15 protein-coding genes and 1 tRNA gene are annotated in these 16,550 nt (G+C 45.1%); 13 read left to right on the forward strand and 3 right to left on the reverse strand.

What is annotated here, in order from left to right:
- The first annotated feature begins 10 nt into the window (after positions 1 to 10).
- From EYS13_RS16175 to ade, 4 genes are all read left to right on the forward strand, one after another.
- Entirely contained in the window at positions 11 to 1,003 is a 993-nt protein-coding gene (locus EYS13_RS16175) for a xanthine dehydrogenase family protein molybdopterin-binding subunit (RefSeq protein ID WP_265332404.1), read from the forward strand.
- 82 nt (positions 1,004 to 1,085) lie between these two features.
- The gene (locus EYS13_RS01610) at positions 1,086 to 2,450 is read left to right on the forward strand and encodes an NCS2 family permease (protein WP_227765299.1); all 1,365 of its coding nucleotides are present in this window, start codon (positions 1,086 to 1,088) and stop codon (positions 2,448 to 2,450) included.
- A 75-nt stretch (positions 2,451 to 2,525) separates the two neighbouring features.
- Positions 2,526 to 3,857 (forward strand): 5'-deoxyadenosine deaminase, encoded by a 1,332-nt coding sequence (locus EYS13_RS01615; protein ID WP_227765301.1) that lies wholly within the window; start codon positions 2,526 to 2,528, stop codon positions 3,855 to 3,857.
- Between the two features lie 14 nt (positions 3,858 to 3,871).
- Positions 3,872 to 5,584: an adenine deaminase gene (gene ade / locus EYS13_RS01620; protein WP_227765302.1), complete on the forward strand. Its 1,713-nt coding sequence runs from the start codon at positions 3,872 to 3,874 to the stop codon at positions 5,582 to 5,584.
- 89 nt (positions 5,585 to 5,673) lie between these two features.
- Here the strand turns inward: ade and EYS13_RS01625 are convergent, their stop codons facing one another.
- The 3 genes from EYS13_RS01625 to EYS13_RS01635 all read right to left on the reverse strand — a co-directional run bounded on the left by EYS13_RS01625 (position 5,674) and on the right by EYS13_RS01635 (position 7,636).
- The gene (locus tag EYS13_RS01625) at positions 5,674 to 6,387 is read right to left on the reverse strand and encodes a GGDEF domain-containing protein (protein WP_227765304.1); all 714 of its coding nucleotides are present in this window, start codon (positions 6,385 to 6,387) and stop codon (positions 5,674 to 5,676) included.
- Between the two features lie 363 nt (positions 6,388 to 6,750).
- The gene (locus EYS13_RS01630) at positions 6,751 to 7,311 is read right to left on the reverse strand and encodes a nitroreductase family protein (protein ID WP_227765306.1); all 561 of its coding nucleotides are present in this window, start codon (positions 7,309 to 7,311) and stop codon (positions 6,751 to 6,753) included.
- A gap of 236 nt (positions 7,312 to 7,547) precedes the next feature.
- Positions 7,548 to 7,636: transfer RNA gene (locus EYS13_RS01635), tRNA-Leu, on the reverse strand.
- A gap of 338 nt (positions 7,637 to 7,974) precedes the next feature.
- On the opposite strand from EYS13_RS01635, the gene EYS13_RS01640 reads away from it, so the two are divergent.
- The 9 genes from EYS13_RS01640 to EYS13_RS01680 all read left to right on the forward strand — a co-directional run bounded on the left by EYS13_RS01640 (position 7,975) and on the right by EYS13_RS01680 (position 16,549).
- A complete protein-coding gene (locus tag EYS13_RS01640; RefSeq protein WP_227765308.1) occupies positions 7,975 to 8,721 on the forward strand; it encodes a GntR family transcriptional regulator in 747 nt (248 codons plus the stop codon).
- A 14-nt stretch (positions 8,722 to 8,735) separates the two neighbouring features.
- A complete protein-coding gene (locus tag EYS13_RS01645; RefSeq protein WP_227765310.1) occupies positions 8,736 to 9,317 on the forward strand; it encodes a flavodoxin family protein in 582 nt (193 codons plus the stop codon).
- 13 nt (positions 9,318 to 9,330) lie between these two features.
- Positions 9,331 to 9,954: a flavodoxin family protein gene (locus tag EYS13_RS01650; RefSeq protein WP_227765312.1), complete on the forward strand. Its 624-nt coding sequence runs from the start codon at positions 9,331 to 9,333 to the stop codon at positions 9,952 to 9,954.
- A 112-nt stretch (positions 9,955 to 10,066) separates the two neighbouring features.
- Complete coding sequence (locus tag EYS13_RS01655) at positions 10,067 to 11,095, forward strand: BMP family protein (RefSeq protein WP_227765315.1); 1,029 nt, start codon at positions 10,067 to 10,069, stop codon at positions 11,093 to 11,095.
- Positions 11,096 to 11,154: 59 nt separating this feature from the next.
- The gene (locus tag EYS13_RS01660; RefSeq protein WP_227765317.1) at positions 11,155 to 12,684 is read left to right on the forward strand and encodes an ABC transporter ATP-binding protein; all 1,530 of its coding nucleotides are present in this window, start codon (positions 11,155 to 11,157) and stop codon (positions 12,682 to 12,684) included.
- A 2-nt stretch (positions 12,685 to 12,686) separates the two neighbouring features.
- Positions 12,687 to 13,796, forward strand: coding sequence for an ABC transporter permease (locus EYS13_RS01665; RefSeq protein WP_227765319.1), 1,110 nt, complete (start codon positions 12,687 to 12,689; stop codon positions 13,794 to 13,796).
- Complete coding sequence (locus tag EYS13_RS01670; protein WP_227765321.1) at positions 13,759 to 14,703, forward strand: ABC transporter permease; 945 nt, start codon at positions 13,759 to 13,761, stop codon at positions 14,701 to 14,703. Before EYS13_RS01665 ends, EYS13_RS01670 begins: the two co-directional genes overlap by 38 nt.
- Positions 14,704 to 14,726: 23 nt before the next feature.
- Entirely contained in the window at positions 14,727 to 15,506 is a 780-nt protein-coding gene (locus EYS13_RS01675) for a class I fructose-bisphosphate aldolase (protein ID WP_227765323.1), read from the forward strand.
- 17 nt (positions 15,507 to 15,523) lie between these two features.
- The gene (locus tag EYS13_RS01680) at positions 15,524 to 16,549 is read left to right on the forward strand and encodes a zinc-dependent alcohol dehydrogenase (protein ID WP_227765325.1); all 1,026 of its coding nucleotides are present in this window, start codon (positions 15,524 to 15,526) and stop codon (positions 16,547 to 16,549) included.
- Position 16,550 lies beyond the last annotated feature (1 nt).

The raw sequence follows: 16,550 nt of genomic DNA on the forward strand, positions 1-16,550 counted from the left end.
GGTGAGTGGAATGAAAAAAAGAGGAATAGGCATGGGCTGCATCTTTTATGGCACAGGTTATGGCAACGGTTTTCCTGATGTATCTACCGCCTACGTGGAAATACACGATGACGGCAGCGCTTTGGTTATTACCGGAGCAGTGGACTGCGGTCAAGGTTCCACCACCATCCTGGCGCAAATTGCTGCCGAAGAACTGAGTATCCCTGTAGAAAAAGTTACAGTTACCACTGCCGATACCGATTGTACCCCCGATTCCGGCACTACTGCGGCTACCAGGCAGACTTATACCTCCGGCAATGCCGTAAGGCTGGCTGCTCAAAAAGCCAAACAAGTGCTCCTTGAATGGGCGGCCAGAGAGCTGGGAGTTAATACAACCGAAGGCTTAAGGGTTAATAACGGCATGTTGGAGGTCAAAGGAGATCCGGCAAAAACCGTTCCTTTGGAAGAAATTTGCGCTAAGGCCAGGTTTGCCGGCAAAAGGCTGATTGGAGAGGCCAGCTTCACGACCCATGCTACCCAAGTCAGCATGGAAAACGGTCAAGGGGCACCTTACTGGCCTTATGCATTCGGAACTCAGATTGTAGAAGTGGAAGTGGATACGGAAACAGGAAAAGTAGAGATTTTGAAGGTGATAGCAGCCCATGATGTCGGCAAGGCAATTAACCCGGAAAACGTCAAGGGCCAAATACAGGGCGGAGTAGGGCAAGGAGTTGGTTGGAGTTTATATGAAGAGGTACAACTGAAAGAGGGGCAAATTCTCAACCCATCCATGAGTTCCTATTTAATTCCCACAGTCCTGGATATGCCGGAAATTGAGCCGGTTATTGTAGAAGCCCATGAACCTAGCGGGCCCTACGGGGCCAAAGGTGTTGGTGAACCGGCCATGCTGCCCACGGCTCCTGCTGTGTTAAATGCTATTTACAATGCAATAGGTGTCAGGATCAACGATTTGCCTGCCACTCCGGAGAAAGTTTTAGCCGCAATTAAAGAAGCTGGACTGTAAGCAAGGGTATTCTAATAGTATCAAGGTGACCGCAACTATATTAAGCAGGATCTTATTATAAAATTTACAAGGAGTGACTACATTGGCTAAACCACAATTGGCATATAACGTCGCAGCTGATGCTGAGAAAGGTTTGTTGGAACGGTTATTCAGGCTCAGGGAAAAGGGTACTACAGCAAAGACTGAAATTTTAGCCGGATTTACTACTTTTATTACCATGGCCTATATTCTTTTTGTAAACCCCCAGATTTTAAGTGAAACGGGCATACCCTTTAACGCAGCCTTAGCGGCCACCGCTATCGTGTCTGCTTTTGCCACCTTGCTCATGGGTTTGTATGCAAACTATCCTATTGCCGTTGCTCCAGGTATGGGTTTAAATGCTTTCTTCACGTACACCGTGGTCCTGACCATGGGCCTTTCCTGGCAGACCGCTTTAGGAGCAGTTTTTGTTTCCGGTATGGTTTTCATTATCCTTACGGTCACTAAAGCACGCCAGTTGATTATTGAGGCTGTTCCCCCTGTTTTAAAATATTCCATTGGGGTTGGTATCGGTTTATTCATCGCTTTTATCGGACTTAAAAACGCAGCAATAGTTGTAGCAAGCCCCGCTACCTATGTTACGTTGGGCAACATGAAGGACCCGGGTGTTATCTTGGCAATTATCGGCCTGGTTATAACTGCCTTCTTAATGGCCAGACAGGTTAAAGGTGCCTTGTTAATCGGAATGCTTTCTACGACTATTATCGGCATGTTCATGGGAGTAACCAAAGTACCAACAGGATTAAGCGATATTGTGACTTTAGTGCCACCTAGCCCGGCGGCTACTTTCCTCAAGCTTGACATCATGGGAGCCGTTAAGTATGGTTTAGTATCCATTATTTTCTCCATAACTATTGTTGACCTTTTCGATAATATCGGGACCTTAATCGGTGTTTCCCGGAAGGCAGGACTGCTGGACAAAGACGGTCGTTTACCGGGGATTGAAAGGGCTCTGGTAGCCGATTCCGTAGGTGCCACCGTAGGTTCCTTGGTAGGTACAAGTACAGTTACCTCGTATGTAGAGAGCGCTGCCGGTGTTGCTGCCGGTGGTAAAACCGGATTGACCGCAGTAGTGGTAGGTTTGCTCTTCCTGGTATCCTTGTTCTTTGCACCCCTGGCGCTCCTGGTGCCGTCTCAGGCGACCGCACCCATTCTGATTATTGTCGGTGTATTGATGATGGCGGAGGTAGTGCATATTAAATTTGATGATTTTACTGAAGCTCTACCCGCTTTTCTGACTATCGTTTTAATGCCTTTGACTTTCAGTATTGCTCAGGGCTTGTCTTTCGGCTTCATGTCCTATACCATAATTAAGGCCATGACCGGAAAGTTTAAAGAAATTCACCCTGTAATGTATGTGTTAACAGTATTGTTTATCTTGCATTTTGTATTTGGCATAGCAGAATAAAAGGATTCGTTTCCAAACAAAATTGCTCCCGGGGAAGTATTTCCGGGAGCAATCTGAACGTGTAGGAGGCTAATTATGAGCATATTAATCAAAAACGCCACTATAGTTACCATGAATCAAGAGCGCGAGATTGTTCAAGGCAATATTTTGCTGGAAGGTGACCGTATTGTTGCGATTGGTCAAACCAGAGAAGAGGCTGACCGGGTTATTGATGCCACAGGCAAGGTGGTTATTCCCGGTTTAATCCAGAGCCACGTTCACCTCTGCCAGACTCTGTTCAGAGGCCAGGCCGATGATTTGGAGCTCCTGGATTGGTTGAAGCTGCGCATTTGGCCGCTGGAAGGCTGCCATGATCCCGAATCCCTTTACTACTCGGCAATGCTGGGGTGTGGGGAGCTTTTTAAAGGCGGTACAACGGCAATTATCGATATGGAAACCGTTAACCATACCGAGGTAGCTTTAGAGGCAATCTTTAAAAATGGCATGCGGGCTGTAACCGGAAAATGCATGATGGATTACGGGGATGATGTTCCTGAGAGTTTAATGGAGGACACTGACCGCTCAATTCAAGAGAGTGTGGACCTGTTGGAAAAATGGCATGGGAAAGGTAACGGACGGATTCAGTACGCTTTTACACCTCGCTTTGTAGTCTCCTGTACCGAACGCTTGTTAGTTGAAGTTAGGGATCTGGCTCAGAAGTACAATGTGAGGGTGCATACCCATGCTTCGGAAAACCGTGGTGAAATTGAGCTGGTTCAGCAAGACCGTGGCATGCGTAATGTGGTTTACCTGGAAAAAATCGGCTTAGCCGGGCCAAACTTAGTTTTGGCGCATTGTATTTGGTTGGATGAACAGGAAATGGAGATTCTTGTCCAATCCGGAACTAAGATTGCTCACTGTCCTTCCAGCAACTTGAAGCTGGCTTCGGGCATTGCTAAGATTCCCGAACTTATTTCCAAAGGCGCTCATGTCTCCATAGGAGCCGACGGTGCGCCGTGCAACAACAATCTGGACCAGTTCGTTGAAATGCGCCTGGCAGCTTTGATTCAGAAGCCTATCTACGGTCCTACTGTTATGCCGGCGGAACAGGTCTTTGAACTGGCTACAATCGGCGGTGCTAAAGCTATGGGTCTTGAAAATGAAATCGGCTCTTTGGAAGTGGGCAAGAAAGCTGACTTAGCTATTGTAGATCTAAGCGGACTCCATACCAACCCGCTGATGGGTAAGGTCAGCATATACTCCCAGCTGGTTTATCAGGCAAAAAGCAGCGATGTACTCTATACAATTGTTGATGGACAAATCGTACTGGACAACCGTGTTTTGACCACGATCGACGAGGAAGAAGTAAAAGAAAAATGCAATGAAGCAATTGTGCGAGTCGCCAGGAGGGCTGGGGTAATAAGCTAAAGGGGGGATTGCTAGTGGTAGACAGGATTGACCTGGTGCCTTTCAGTCGGGGAAAAAAGAAGCCGGAACTTGTTTTAAAGAATGCCCGGGTAATCAACGTATTTTCTGCAGAAATTTATGAAGCTGACGTAGCAATCACCGGAAACTATATTGTAGGCATTGGCGATTATCAAGGAGAACAGGAAGTCGACGTGGCCGGGAAACTTTTAAGCCCTGGATTTATTGACGGCCATGTGCACATCGAAAGCTCCATGGTTTCTCCGGGGGAATTTGCCAGGGCGGTGGTCCCCCATGGCACTACCACTGTGATAGTTGATCCTCATGAAATTGCCAATGTGGCGGGAACGGCCGGCATTTCCTATATGCTTCAAGCCAGTGAAGGATTGCCGCTGGATGTCTACCTGATGCTGCCTTCCTGTGTTCCTGCCACTGCTCTGGAAAACTCGGGCGCCAAGCTTCTGGCTGCGGATCTAGCACCATTCCTAGACAATCCTAGGGTGTTAGGTTTGGGAGAAGTGATGAACTACCCCGGCGTTCTGGGTGGGGACCCTGAGCTGCAGGAAAAGTTAAGATTATGCGCGGGTAAAATCATCGATGGCCATGCCCCTGGTTTAAGCGGGAAGGAGTTGGCGGCTTATATAGCGGCAGGTATCACTTCAGATCACGAATGTACTACCGTGGAGGAAGCTCTCGAAAGGCTTCGCCTTGGAATGTACATCATGTTGCGGGAAGGTTCAGCTACCAAGAATTTGCTGGACCTTTTGCCCTTGGTAAATAAAAACAACTCCCGCCGTTTCCTCTTTGTTACCGATGACCGCCATCCCCAGGACCTCCTGACCGAAGGGCACATCGACCATCTGGTCAGGCTTAGTGTTCAGGCAGGAATCGACCTGGTAACTGCCGTACAGATGGCTTCCCTCAATGCTGCCGAGTACTTCGGTCTAAAAGGTCGGGGGGCTATTGCACCTGGCTACCGGGCAGATCTGTTGGTGCTCGACACTGATACGTTGGAGGTTGAAGCAGTTTACAAGCAGGGAAAACTGGTTGCTAAAAATGGTAATGCCTTGTTTGCAGTAAGAGGGGAACAATATCCGGAAGTAATGAATACTGTGCACCTGGCTCCTTTAACACCCGATAAACTGCAAATCCCGGCAGATTCACCTACTGCCCGGGTAATTGAATTAGTCCCCCACAAAATAGTGACAAGAGCAGCGCTTCAGGAAGTGCCGGTCCAGGAAGGGTACTATCAGACCAGCAGTGAAAAAGATATTCTGAAGATGGCGGTGATGGAGCGACATAAGTGCAAGGGCAACGTGGGTGTGGCGCTGGTTAAAAATTTCGGCCTGAAGAAAGGGGCCATAGCTTCTTCGGTAGCTCATGATTCCCACAATATCGTGGCCATTGGCAAAGATGATGCCGATATTATCTTGGCGGCAGAGGAAATTGTGAAAATGCAGGGTGGTATTGCCATAGCCTGCGAAGGTATGATTCTAGGCTCTCTCCCCTTACCCATCGGTGGCCTGATGTCCGACCGGACCTTAGCGGAAGTAAGAGATAAGTTAGGTGAGCTCCACCACCTGGCTGCTGAGCTTGGAGTGAAAGATGGGCATGACCCTTTCATGACTCTGGCATTTATGAGTTTGCCTGTGATTCCTGAGCTGAAGCTTACGGATTTGGGTTTAGTTGATGTAGCGCAGTTTAAAGTTGTACCAGTAGCTTATAGATGAATTTAAGTTTTTTACAGAATAAAACTGAGGTCTGGGGGACACCCAGACCTCAGTTACTGGTTTGCTGCCAGATAAGAAATTTCATCCCTTTACCTGCCGGTGGACTGGTAAATGCTGGTTCTGTTTTTGCCAGACCTTTTTGCTGCCAGCATTGCTTTGTCGGCAAAATCAATGGCCTCGTAAATATTTGCGCTATCCTCTGGAAAGCTGGCAACTCCAATTGAAATAGTTGCCCGGGAAGAATCTTCCACTAACTTTCTCAGCTTTTCTGCCACATGGTAAGCTTCGGTTTTTGTGGTGAAAGGCAGGAGAATGAGAAATTCTTCACCGCCATATCTGAAGATCAGATCCGTTGCTCTGAGGTGGCTGGACATGAGGTGGCTGATTTCAGCCAAGACTAGATCTCCCTGAGTATGGCCGTACTGATTGTTGAAATCGCTGAAGTTGTCAATGTCGACAAATAAAATAGCTGTGTTCTCCTTACGTGAGCTGTTTTTAATATTTAGCAACTGTTGCTCCAGGGCACGGCGGTTTAAGACCCCTGTTAAAGCATCTGTACTCATTTCTTTATACAAACTGAGGTTCTTCTTCTCAATTTCCTTAAACTGGTTAACTAGCATCCTAATCAGCAGAAAATGCAGCAAGCTAACCGCTACGCAGGCAAAAAGGCAGGAAATTTTAAATAGGGTGACATTTCCTTCAACGACTGCAAAAAGGCTCACAAAAAAGGGGAAAACAGCCCCTGTGATTAGTCCGGTACCAATCATTATGAAAAATAGCCATCGACTTTGGGTTAAGTTCATCTGTGTCACCTGCCTTGCCGCTCTTATTTAAATATTCTATCAGGAACTTTGATTTCCTGCATCCTAGTAACAGTTGATAGGGGCTTAAAACGGAACGTGTTACCTTTGGAAATGCTTTGATTTGGCAATATAAAAAGGTGTTAGAGGCAAATTCCCTCAAACACCTTTCGCTTTTCGTTCAGGAAATTATACCAGCATTAATGTTGTCATAAATTTCCTGGACGTGGGGGTTGTTAAGGGGGGTTTCCCCTTATGTTATTAGGGAGGGTCACAGCGGAGCGTCCCAGGTAACCATTGGGTTCCCTGGGAAAGAACAAAAGTATTACCTATTAAATGCCAAGAGGCATAAGATGCTTTTGTTCTCTACCTGACGTAATTTATTACGTCTTTATTTCTAGGTGGTACAGCAGGGTTTTCAGATGTTTTGTATCCAAGTGCTACGGTGCAAATATGGCTGTATCCCTCCGGAATTCCTAATTCCTTTTTAAACTGGTTACCTTTTTCTGATGCAAATAGGAAACCTGAGGAAGTAATAACGCATGAGCCTATGTTTAATGACTCTGCAGCTAATGTAATATTTTGGGCCGCGAGTCCGCAATCTATTTGAATCCATTGAGCCTTTTCGTCACCCGAAATTAAAATAACGGTAGGCGCATTGTAAAACGTGTGATAATCAGGGGCGCTGGCTCTTTGCATTAAAAATTCATTGCCTGAATTCATTATATTTTCTTTGATGATCTTTACCATTCTGTCAAGCATATCCTTGTTTTGGATCACAGTGAAATGCCATTTTTGCTGATTCATAGCATTTGGTGCATAAAGAGCGGAGTCTAATATATGCTGTAATTCAGAATCAGTTAATTGTTCTGCTTTATATTGTCTAATACTTCTTCTGTTTTTAATGGTATTTATTGTTTCATTCATGAAATCATCATCCTTTCCTTGATTTGATACACTGGTAATTTCTGATAATGTTACTACCAATATTGTATTATAAAAGAAATATTTTTAACAAGACGCATTTTTTTAGTACAACTCATAAAAAAGTAAATAAAATTCATCCGGAAGTTTTCCCCACATATTCCTCTAATATTCACAGCTTCATCTACTTAATAAAAAAACTTTGAACTCATGGTAAGCTCAAAGTTTTAATCTCACTATGGTGCCGAAGGTCGGGGTCGAACCGACACGGGGGGTGAGCCCCGCCAGATTTTGAGTCTGGTGCGTCTGCCAATTCCGCCACTTCGGCATGTCAATATAATAATTTCGTGTTCTTTTAGCTCGAAACAGTGACATAAAGTATAATAGCATATTTATATAGCAATTGCAACTATCTGATTAAATTTTTAAGTTTTGGCTTCAAGAAACATTTGACAGTGATAGTTTTCAATAATAAACAAGTAGCCTTTTATTAATAAAACCAACTTTTCTTTGTAAAAGTAGATAAATGAAGTTTGATTTCCATGGGGTTAGGAAAAAATAAAAGTTTCAAAAAATTATTGACGGTAGGTAAAAAAGTGGTACAATCTAAGTATAGACGTATATACGTCTATATTATACAAAGCATTTGCCGCGGGGAGTGAACTCATGAAAAAGGTTATTAACGAAGAAATCCCTATACCAATCTACTTTCAGGTCAAGCAAGACCTGCTTAATAAAATTTTTTCCGGCGCTTTAAAGCCAAATGACCGAATTCCTTCCGAAGCCACACTGGCAGAAGAATATGGCATCAGCCGCATGACAGCTAGACATGCTGTCACCCAGTTAGTTAATGAAGGCTATTTGTACCGTGTGCATGGACGAGGTACTTTTGTAAGTAAACCAAGGGTAGAAAAAAGCTTTGCTCCCCTCACAGGTTTTGCCGAAGATATGCGGGCTCGCGGTTATATGCCCACCTCTAAGGTCTTGTTGAATGCGAAGGAGATCCCATCCCGTAGAGTCCAGGAAATACTGGAGTTAAATAACGGAGAAGAAGTTTACAGGGTAAAGAGACTCCGCTACGCTAATGCGGAACCTATCGTATTGCAGCAAGCATTTCTTCCTGTCAAGCTCTGTCCGGGTCTGCTGGAAGAAGATCTGGAAAACAATTCTCTCTACGAAATACTTGATAAAAAGTTCCACTTAAAGCTTTACCGGGCGAAGCAGAAAATGGAAGCAGTGTCAGCTTCTAAAGAACAAGCGGAGCTTTTAGGGATCAAAAAAAATAGCCCCCTTTTATCAGTTACCAGGGTTACTTTTTTAGAGAACGATACTCCGGTAGAGTTTGTGGAAATCTGGTATCGCGGCGATCGCTATACTTTTGAGGTGGACTTATTCAGGGATTGGAATAAATAAGGAGCGTAAAAGAGATGAAAATTCTCGGCATAGTGGGCAGTCCAAGGAAAAGGCACAATACTGATTTATTGGTAGAACAAATTTTACAGGGTGCTTCTGCAGGAGGAGCAGAAACAGAAAAGATATATTTAAATGATTTAAACATCAGGCCTTGTCAATACTGCAATTACTGCCGGAAAAAAGGAATTTGCCGCTTGGAGGATGACATGCAAGCTGTATATCAAAAATTGGAAGAAGCTGCGGGCGTTGTTATCGGCACCCCTACCTTCTACGGTGACATTTCGGCTCAAACCAAGACATTTATTGATCGCTGCTATCGCTATGTAGAAGTAATTGACAATGGCGACGGTACGATGTCTTTTCCCAGCCGGTTCAAGGAAAGAAAGAAGTTGGTTATGGTAAGCGTTTGCGGCAGTTTTGGGCCCGAAACTTTTGAAAAACAGGTGGAAGTTATTAAACTGCTCTGTAACGATCTTAATGCTGAATACCTAGATCAACTTCTGGTACCTAAAACTGATTGGTACCCTGTCAAAGATAACCGGGAAATTTTAGAGAGGGCTTTTCAAATAGGGATTAGATTAGCACACAAGGGATAGGGGTGGAGGATACGTGATAAGAATTTTAGGGATAAGTGCCAGCCCCCGTAGGGGAAGTACAGAATTTTGCGTTCAGAAAGCCCTGCAAGCTGCGGAAAGCATTGGTGGTGTAGAAACTAAATTTATCAGTCTGAGGGGAAAAGAAATAAAGCCCTGTTTGCACTGCGATTCATGTTTTTCCAAAGGTAGGTGTATCTATGATGACGACGCGGCTCAAATAATTGATGAATTTTTTCAAGCGGACGGGGTCATTATCGGTTCTCCCGTGTACGATATGAATATTTCTTCTCAGCTGGCAGCATTGTTTAACCGTTTTCGCATGCGTTTTAACGAACTCTGCAACCAAACACCAAGGGCTTTGGAGTATAAAGTAGCGGGAGCTTTGGCTGTTGGCGGTTCCCGTAACGGCGGGCAGGAAATGACTATTGGAGCTATTCTCAACTTTTGCATGACAGAGGGCATGATTATCGTCGGTGGGGAGAAGTTTCAGAATACCGGAGCCTGTATTTGGTCAAATGATAAAAAAATTAGCCACGTTAACCCTGATGAAATAGGTTTGGAAGCTGCCAGAGGGGTAGGGAGAAGGGTGGCTCAAATCGCATCGCTGATTAAAAAAGGGATACAGAACGGGAACTAGGCTTCCGTTTTGTGAATTAGGTGGAGCTGTGAGCTTTTGGGGAGGTGAACGTGGAGAGGAGTCTGTTTTAACATTTGGCCACTAAATTTAAATTGGGGAGGAGAAAAAGAAAATGCACAAAATTAAAAAGATTCTTGTTTTAGCGATGCTTGCGGTGTTTGTATTCAGTTTGGCCGCCTGCGGTGGGGGACAATCCCAACAACCAAGCAGCAGTGAAGGTTCCCAAAGTAGTTCCGGCGAAACTTCAGGGGAAAAAACTTTGCGCGTAGCTATGTTAGTTTCAGGACCCGTTAATGATGGTGGTTGGAACCAATCTGCTTACGAGGGTTTAAAGTTAATTGAAAGAGAATTAGGCGCAGAAATTGCATTTACTGAAAAAGTCCAGCAAGCTGACCAGGCTAATATCATGCGGGACTATGCCAGAAAAGGTTACGATTTGATTATCGGACACGGTTTTGAATACAGTGACACTCTTCTCCAGATTGCTGAAGAATTTCCTGACACGAAATTTGTGGGTGTAGGTACTAAAGTTACAGCTCCGAACTTAGCTGCATTACAATTTAACGTGGGCGAATTGGGACATTTAGTAGGCATAGTCGTTTCCCAGGTTACCAAAAGCAACAAGATTGGCATCGTGGCCGGCATGGATACTCCTACCGGTAAAGCGGAATTCGATAATATTATCGAGGTAACCAAGAAAATCAACCCTAAGGCAGAAGTAGTGACGGCTTATACCAACAGCTGGGAGGATGTACCAAAAGCTAAAGAAGCTGCTTTAGCGCAAATCGCCAGCGGTGTGGATGTCATTGTAGCCAACGGTGACGCTTGTAACCTGGGTGTCATTCAAGCTGCAAAAGAAAAAGGAATTCAAGTAGTAGGCTGGACTGGCGACCAGCATGATTTAGCTCCCGATAACGTTTTAACCAGCGCAGTGCAGCGGGTGGACAAAATGATGCTGATTGCTGCTCAGGAGCTTAAAAACGGCACCTTTGAAGGCAAAATATACAATTTGGGACTGAAGGACGGCGTTCAATACATGGGTACATACAATGATAAGGTACCGGAAGAGCTAAGGCAACAAGTGGAAAAAGAAGCTCAGGGCATTATCGACGGAACAGTACAAATCAAAACTGGTTTCTAATTATTCATGGGTGGGGGACCATCTCCCACCCTCGTTAATAAACACCGGGAGGGAATGATATGCCTGCCCTGTTAGAGTTGAAAAATATTTGCAAGCATTTTCCAGGCGTAGTGGCTAATGACCGCGTTAATCTAGAAATTAGTTCCGGGGAAATCCATGCCCTTCTGGGAGAAAACGGCGCTGGGAAAACAACTCTGATGAACTGTGTATACGGTTTGTACCAGCCCGAAGCAGGAGAGATCCTCTGGAAAGGAAAACCTGTAAAGATCAATTCCATCAAGGATGCTATCAATTTAGGCATTGGCATGGTCCACCAACATTTTATGCTGGTCCATAACTTGACGGTATTGGAAAATGTCATGTTGGGCTTGCGCAAAGGAATTTTTCTGGAGAAAGAAAAAGTGTTCCAGGATATAACTCAATTGGCAAACGGATATGGATTTAAAATAGATTTAAATGCCCAGATCTGGCAGTTGCCAGTAGGTGTGCAGCAAAAGGTCGAAATCATTAAGGCGTTGTACCGTCGGGCTGAACTGCTCATTTTAGACGAACCTACTGCAGTTTTAACCCCGGATGAAGTAAGGGAATTGTTTAAAGTATTGAAACAATTGAAAGCTGAAGGACACTCGGTTATTCTGATCACTCATAAATTGGATGAGGTCATGGAAATCAGCGACAGGGCTACGGTCCTGCGCGATGGTAAAGTGGTAGCGACCAAGGAAACATGTAAGTGTGACAAACGCTCTCTCGCCAGCATGATGGTAGGGAGGGAAGTGTTTTTAAAACTTGATAAGAAAAAACAGCAGCCAGGAAAAGTTGTTTTGGAATTAGCTCATGTAGAGGCGCTGAATAATAAGGGGCTTAAGGCATTAAAAGATGTATGCCTGACAGTGCGTGCAGGAGAAATTCTGGGTATAGCGGGCGTCAACGGCAACGGGCAAACGGAGCTGGCAGAAGTTATAACTGGGCTGCGGCCTGCAACAGCAGGAAAGATTTTAGTTAATGGCAAGGAAATTACCAATAACAAACCCAGGAATATTCAAATGCTTAATGTGGCTCATATCCCGGAAGATCGCCAGAAAGTTGGACTTATCCTTAATTTTTCCGTAGCCGAAAATCTTATCTTAGGTAAATTTTATGCTCCTCCCTTTGCTAAAGGGCATATCCTGGACCGCAATTATATATCCCAGTACGCCACTAAAGTATCCGGAGAATATGATGTTAGGACCCCAAACCTCAATGTGGAGGCAAGAGTTCTTTCTGGTGGAAACCAACAAAAAATAATCCTGGCAAGAGAGCTGGAGCGCAAGCCGGAACTGCTTGTAGCAGTCCAGCCTACCCGAGGATTGGATATTGGAGCTACTGAATATGTCCACAAAAAAATGCTGGAGCAAAGGGAAAAAGGAACGGCAATATTATATATTTCCACTGAGTTGGAAGAGATACTCTCTTTAAGTGATCGTATCGCAGTTATTTATGAAGGTGAAATTATGGGGATTTTATCCCGGGAAGAAGTGGATCTAGAGATCATTGGCATGATGATGGCCGGCTCTAACAAGCTGGTGTCTGGCAAAGGAGGGCTGGTATAAGCATGCAAAAAAATAAAATCACAATGCAAACTTTTGTCAAAGAGGGTGTCAATGCAATCTTTGCTCCTGTCATTGGCCTGCTCTTCGGTTTTATTGTCAGCGCGCTAGTGATTATGACGCAGGATGTAAATCCCCTGGCTGCCTATAAAGAACTGTTTTTAGGGGCTCTGGGCGATAGATATAGTTTGAGCTTTACTATTATTAAATTTATACCCTTGGCTTTTGCCGGTTTGGCCGTTACTTTTGCTTATCGTGGTGGCATGTTTAACATTGGGGCCGAAGGACAACTGTACATGGGGGCTTTAGTCTGTACATGGTTTGCCGTGACTTTTTCCGGCATGCCGGGCTTTATTCTAATGCCATTGTGTATCATCCTTGGGATGGCGGCGGGCGCTTTATGGGCGGCTATTCCGGGTTATTTAAAGGCCACCAGAAAATTTAACGAGATTATTAACACCATTTTAATGAACTACATTGCCACCATTTTTGTAGGGTTGGCGGTGCATAATTTTTTAAAAGAGCCGGGGCAGACCTTTCCCCGCAGCGCTAAAATAGTTGAGTCAGCCCAACTGCCCTTTATCATACCCGGTACAAGAATTCACGCCGGTTTTATCCTGGTCTTCTTTGCTGCTGTATTTGTATACTTTGTTCTTTGGAGAACTACCTGGGGTTACGAAATCAGGGCTGTGGGAGCCAATCCCGATGGAGCTAGAAATGGTGGAGTAAACGTAGAAAAAACTATGGTCTTAACTATGATAGTCAGCGGTGCACTGGCCAGCCTGGCGGGGACTACGGAAATACTGGGAGTCCAGCACCGCCTGTTGGAAAACTTTATGGTCGGTTATGGCTTTGATGCTATTGCGATTGCATTACTGGGCGGATTACACCCGGTTGGCACTCTGTTGGCTGCTTTCTTCTTTGGAGCCTTGCGCAATGGAGCTAATTCTATGCAGATTGCTTTGGGAGTTCCGGTATCCATTGTATATATGATTCAGGCCTTAGCTGTTCTGGGCGTGGCAGGAACTGCAGCGATCAAGACATTGGCAAATAATAGAAAGAGGAGGTCGGTCTCCCGTGCTCTCGGATCTGTTAGCAGTAGTAGGGTCGGCTGATTTTCTAATTGCCAGTATAAGAATGACCACACCTTTGTTACTGGCCGCCATGGGAGGTATTTACTCCGAAAAAACCGGCGTTTTAAACATCAGCCTGGAAGGGATGATGCTGGTCGGAGCCTTTACGGGTTATTACATTAGTTATTCTTCGGGCAGTGCAGCAGCAGGTATTATAGCTGCTATCATCATTGGAGCTTTGATGGGGCTGTTTCATGCTTTGATGACCGTTACGCTGCGTTGTGACCAAGTGGTCATGGCTGTAGGCATTAACGTCTTCGCCTTAGGGGTAACCAGCAGTTTGTTCAGGACCCTATTTGGGGTTACCACCAGCCAGCTGGAGTCCCCGGGCTTGGAGCCAATTGCCATACCTATACTAAGCAAAATACCTGTTATAGGTTCTGTGTTCTTTGAGCACATTTGGTTGGTCTATCTTGCATTTTTAATGGTGCCTGTAACTCATTATATAATGTTTTATACCAATTGGGGTCTGAACATTCGTTCAGTAGGTGAGCATCCACGGGCTGCTGATACCTTAGGGGTAAACGTTTATGCAGTGCGCTACATCTGCGTAACCTTTAGCGGCATTATGGCAGCTTTGGGCGGGGCCAGTTTGTCTATCGGCGGGTTGAACTCTTTTCTGGATAATATGACGGCCGGTCGAGGTTTTATTGCCTTTGCGGCTATTATTTTCGGCAAATTCAACCCAATTGGAACTTTTCTAGCGTGTTTGCTTTTCGGCACAGCCGATGCATTTCAACTTCGGCTGCAGGCAATGGGTTCACCCCTGCCTCACCATTTGTTTTTAATGTTGCCTTATCTGGTGACTTTACTGACTTTAATTTTCTTCGTAGGACCTTCTATTGCTCCTAGATCCCAAGGCGTCCCTTATGTAAGAGATGAAAGATAACGACACAATAAGGAGGAGTAAAAATGACTAAGATTCGCAGAATGAATAACTTATTAAAAGCAGACGGACGCACTCTAATTGTAGCCATGGACCACGGCAGCAACGCTGGCGCACCCCACGGACTGGTGGATCCCGGCGAAACAATCAGCAAAGTAAAAGCCGGCGGAGCCGATGCGGTAATCGTCAACTATGGAGTTGCTAAAAAATTTGCTAAGGAATTGGCAGGATTAGGACTGATTTTAAGAATGGACTTATCCCCCTCTTTATTGGGGCAAGGCCACGCCAGCACTCTTATTTACGGCGTGGAACAGGCCTTGGAAGTCGCTGCTGATGCAGTTATTATTAATGCCGGTCCTGGAACAGGTGTAGAGGAAATCACTCACCCTAACCTAGCTAAAATTGCTGCTGAATGCAGCCGTTGGGGCATTCCGGTTATTGCCGAACCTTCCCCCGGTGGATTTGACAGTGACCCGGAAATTAGGACCTTGGAAAATATCAGCCTAGCCTCCCGGATTGCTTGCGAATTAGGTGCTGACATGATTAAAACCATTTACAAGCCGGGTTTTGAAAGAGTAGTTCAAGACTGCTTCGTACCTGTGGTGGTTTTAGGCGGCTCCAAGACCAACGATTATCAAGCATTTTTAGCTTCAATTAAAGAAGCTATAGACGCAGGTGCCGCAGGTGTAGCTATCGGGAGAAATATCTGGGGCTATGAAGATCCTACCAAGATGACTAAAGCTTTGGCTATTATAGTTCACGAAAATAAAACAGTTGATGATGCTATGGCTATTTTACGTGGTTAAGCTAGGGGGCAAAGTAAATGAAACAAGCGGTAATAACTGCACCAAAAAGCATAGAAATTAGGGAAACAGCAGTTCCAGAAATCAAACCCAATGAGGTCTTAGTTAAAGTAAAAGCTTGCGGTATTTGCACCTTTGAACAAAGGTTTTATAAAGGTGTTCAGCAGGCATACCCTTTTCTTGGAGGGCATGAGATCTGCGGCGTCATCGAAAAAGTTGGTGCCCGAGTAGCAAATGATGTAAAACCGGGCGATGTAGTAGTTGTAGCCAGCCTTACTCGTTGCGGCGAATGCCATTTTTGTCGTAAGGGCATGGACCATCTGTGCATCAATGCCGGCGAAAAATCAGAACCAGGGGATTTCTGGGGTCCCGGAGGTTTTAGCGAATACATGGTAGCTAAGGGTTATGAAGTTTATAAAGTTGCCTCCGACTTAGATTATGCTTTAGGCACGGTAGCGGAGCCGCTGGCCTGTGTCATACGCAGCATTCAAAAGGCCAATCTCAAATTTGGGGATACAGCTGTGGTCCTGGGCGCTGGTATTATGGGTTTATTGCACGTGAAACTGGCGAAATTACAGGGAACCAGGGTTATAGTAAGTGAACCCGATGCGGCCAGAAGAAAGAAAGCTTTGGAGAGCGGAGCTGACTACGTATTTAACCCGTTTGATGAAGGGCTGGAAAAAGAAGTAAAAAGCCTTACTCAGGGCAGAGGGGCTGAAGCTGTATTTTTTACTGCCGGAGGTACTTCTGCTGTAGAGCAGGGGATCAGGCTGTTGGCGAAAGGTGGGACCATCGTGCTGTACGGCTCTATCCACCCTGCCGCTCCTATCAGTATTAACCCTAACGATGTTCATTACGATGAAATTGTGATTACCGGAGCCATTAAACATACTAAAGAAAGCTTTAGGGAAGCAGCTGCCCTTTTATCCCAGGGGTTAGTAAATGTGAAGGATTTGATTTCTGAACGGATTCCCTTTGAGAAAGTGGAATATGCTTTTGAAAGGGCCTTATCACCTGATACTTACCGTGTTGTTTTGCTGTTTTAAA

It is taken from the genome of Zhaonella formicivorans, from assembly GCF_004353525.1.
Lineage (GTDB): Bacteria > Bacillota > DUOV01 > DUOV01 > Zhaonellaceae > Zhaonella > Zhaonella formicivorans.